Below are 2747 nucleotides of genomic sequence, written 5' to 3'. Positions count from 1 at the left end.
GAGCGCGGCGGCCAGTGCGAGGGCGAGGGCGCCGAACAGCTTGGGACCTGTGCGAGGGCGTGGGGGCATGGGGCATCCTCCTGACGCTCGGGGCGTGTCAGGCAGGGCGCGCGCCGGTCGCGCCGGCTGCGAGGAATGGGGCGAGACATGCGTGAATTGCACATTCAACACAGGGAATTACGCAGAAGTGCGAGCACTTTGCATGCTCGCGATCCCGCACCTATTTGTCAAGGACGTGTCAAAATGTGCGCACCGGCACGGCTTCGCCCCCTCGCCGCCCAGAGCCCGCAGAGCCCTTGAGCCCCTCGATCCCCCTCAGCCCTTCCGCACCCCGAGACGCCCTTCCAGCTGCGCGAGCAACTCCCCCAGGAGTCCGCTGAGTTGCCCTTGCCCCGCACCGTCGAGCACGGACAGCACGACCGTCTCGTACGCGAGCTGCTCCGGCAGGATGGCGTCGACGAGGTCACGCCCGGCCCCGGTCAGCCCGACGTGCGCGACCCGGCGGTCCCGCGCGTCGGCGCGGCGCTCGACCAGTTCCCGCTCCTGCAGCAGCTTGAGCCGCTTGGTGACGGCGGCCCCGGAGGAGAAGGTCTCGCGGGCCAGCTCGCCGGGGGTCAGCTCGTGCCCGGTGCGGCGCAACGCACCGAGCAGGTCGAACTCGGCGCGGGTCAGGCCCGCCCGCCGCAGCGGCGCGTCCTCGGCCTGCTGAAGGAGGGCGGCGCAGCGGTTGATGCGGCCGATCACCTCCATGGGTCCGGTGTCGATGTCGGGCCGCACCGTCTGCCACTGCCGCACCACCGCGGCCACGGTGTCCCCACCGGGGCCGGCCACCGGACCGTTCTGCGTCGTCATGCTCGTGCGCCCTCCCAGGCGTCGGCGGCTCCCGCGCGGGGCCGCGTCACCTGACCGTTCTCTCCGCCGTGGCCGTGCAGCCTGCGGACCGTCGCCGCGAGCGTACGGTGTCCGGCGCGTTCCGCGGCGAGCACCCGCTGTTCGGGCAGGGCGCGCTGCCACCATTCACCGGCGGCGGCGTCCGCGGCGGCCCGCAGTTCGACGAGGGTCGCGGCGAGGCGGCGCCGAGCGGGTTCGACCGGGCCCGCCCCGGCGAGGCCCGCCTCGGCGGCCTCCCTGGCCCGTTCGGCGGCCGCGATGGCGTTCTCCATGTGGTCGGTGGCGCGCCGGTTGGTGACGAGGACCGCGGCCGCCACGCCGAGCACGGCGCCCACGAGAGTGTCCACCACACGGTCGAGGATCAGCTCGCCGGGCTGCTGGAACCGCGCGAACTCGGTGACGAGCAGCGCCATCGGCGTCACGCACACGCTGCCCAGCCAGTAGTTGCGGGTGATCAGCGCCTCCGCACCGAAGGCGAGGGCCAGGCAGCACACGATCAGCTCGGCGTGGCCGAGGTGCGCGAACGGCGCGATGGCGGCGAAGGCGAGCACTCCGATGAGGTTGCCGACCACCCGCTGCACGCCCCGGTTCCAGGTGAGGGTGACGTTGGCCTGGTAGAGGGAGGCGGCCGTGACCAGGGCCCAGTAGGGGCGGCCGATGCCGAGCGCGAGTGAGGCGTATCCGGCGAGGGCGCAGCCGACGGCGGTGCGCAGCGCCACGGGCAGCAGCGGGGAGCCGGGGCCGAGCCGCCGCCGGAGCGGCACCTTCGGTCCGGCGAGTTCGGCGTCGACGCCGAGGAGTTCCTCCTCCTCGCCGGGGTGTGCGCCACGGGGGCGCGGGACGGCGCTCGTGCCGCGCAGCCCGGCCGCCCAGGAGCGCAGCGCGTCGGGGTCCGCGGCTTCCGGCACGGCGACGGCTTCCTCGGCGCGGACGACGAGTCGGGCAAGGGCGCGCCGGGCCTGCGCGCTCCGTGCGCCGGTGGCGAGCAGCGACTGCCAGGCGGCGTGCACGGCTCCGGCCGCGGCGGCGCGGGCCCGCTCGGCGCCGGGCGCGGCGGCGGCGTCGCGTGCGGCCTCGGTGCGGGCGTCGGCGTACGCCGCGGCGGCGTTCAGGGCCCGCGCGGTGGCCCGTCGCTCGGGTCCGTGCGGCCGCACGAGGGCGGGCGCCATGCCGACCAGCCAGGCCACGGCGCCGCCCGCGAGGGTGAGCGCGAGGTGGCCGGGGACCTGCCCGAGGGACTGCGGCGCGAAGAGGCTCGCCGAGCTGATGAAGGTGAAGATCAGATGGCCGGGCGGCCCGACGCGGGTGGCGTCGCAGAGCGTCTTCTGCGCCGCGGCGAGCAGCGCGCCGACCGCGACCAGGACCACGGCGGAGCTGGTGAGCGAGGCGGTGACCAGGGCGACGGCGATGCTCGCGGTCATGCCCGCGACGACTCCGGCAAGCGCCCGGGCACGGGCCGCGTAGGGAAGGTTGTGGGTGTACAGGGCGCAGAACGTGCCGGCCATCGTGTACATCACGAGGTCGAGCCGCCCGAGGGCGAGCAGCGTCAGATTCGGCAGGGCGGTCGCGACGACCACGCTGCTCGCGGGCTTGAACCAGATGTCGGACGGCCTGCCCGGACGCAGCACACCGGCGAGCGGGAGCCTGCGTGCGCGGACGGGGCGGGGTTCGGGATGCGGGGACGGCGGCGTACTGCTCATACCCAAAAGGTTAGCAAGTGTTTTACTCGCAAACGATCTGGGTCGGCGAGAGGCGCTGGAGGCGCGCCCGCCCCCGCACTCCCCGCGCCGTGCTCCCCGTGCACCCCCGTGCGCTCGCGTACGACACCGCGGCCCCGGGCATCGACCCGACAGGAC

Annotated in this window: 2 protein-coding genes; both read right to left on the bottom strand. The window is 74.8% G+C overall.

The annotated features are described in order from the left end of the window. Nucleotides 1-315: 315 nt before the first annotated feature. The gene (locus AOK03_RS39415; RefSeq protein WP_055570144.1) at nucleotides 316-852 is read right to left on the bottom strand and encodes a MarR family winged helix-turn-helix transcriptional regulator; all 537 of its coding nucleotides are present in this window, start codon (nucleotides 850-852) and stop codon (nucleotides 316-318) included. Then, entirely contained in the window at nucleotides 849-2591 is a 1743-nt protein-coding gene (locus tag AOK03_RS39410) for an FUSC family protein (protein ID WP_079075261.1), read from the bottom strand. Before AOK03_RS39410 ends, AOK03_RS39415 begins: the two co-directional genes overlap by 4 nt. Between the last annotated feature and the right edge of the window lie 156 nt (nucleotides 2592-2747).

This window comes from Streptomyces atriruber (assembly GCF_001418325.1).
GTDB classification, from domain to species: domain Bacteria; phylum Actinomycetota; class Actinomycetes; order Streptomycetales; family Streptomycetaceae; genus Streptomyces; species Streptomyces atriruber.
The sequence above is the reverse complement of the archived record's forward strand: the minus strand, read 5'-3'. Positions and strand labels throughout refer to the sequence as shown.

What these genes read in the sequence shown, in the direction of transcription:
- AOK03_RS39415 (WP_055570144.1), bottom strand. Translation starts at nt 852, where the DNA reads ATGACGACGCAGAACGGTCCGGTGGCCGGCCCCGGTGGGGACACCGTG.
- AOK03_RS39410 (WP_079075261.1), bottom strand. Translation starts at nt 2,591, where the DNA reads ATGAGCAGTACGCCGCCGTCCCCGCATCCCGAACCCCGCCCCGTCCGC.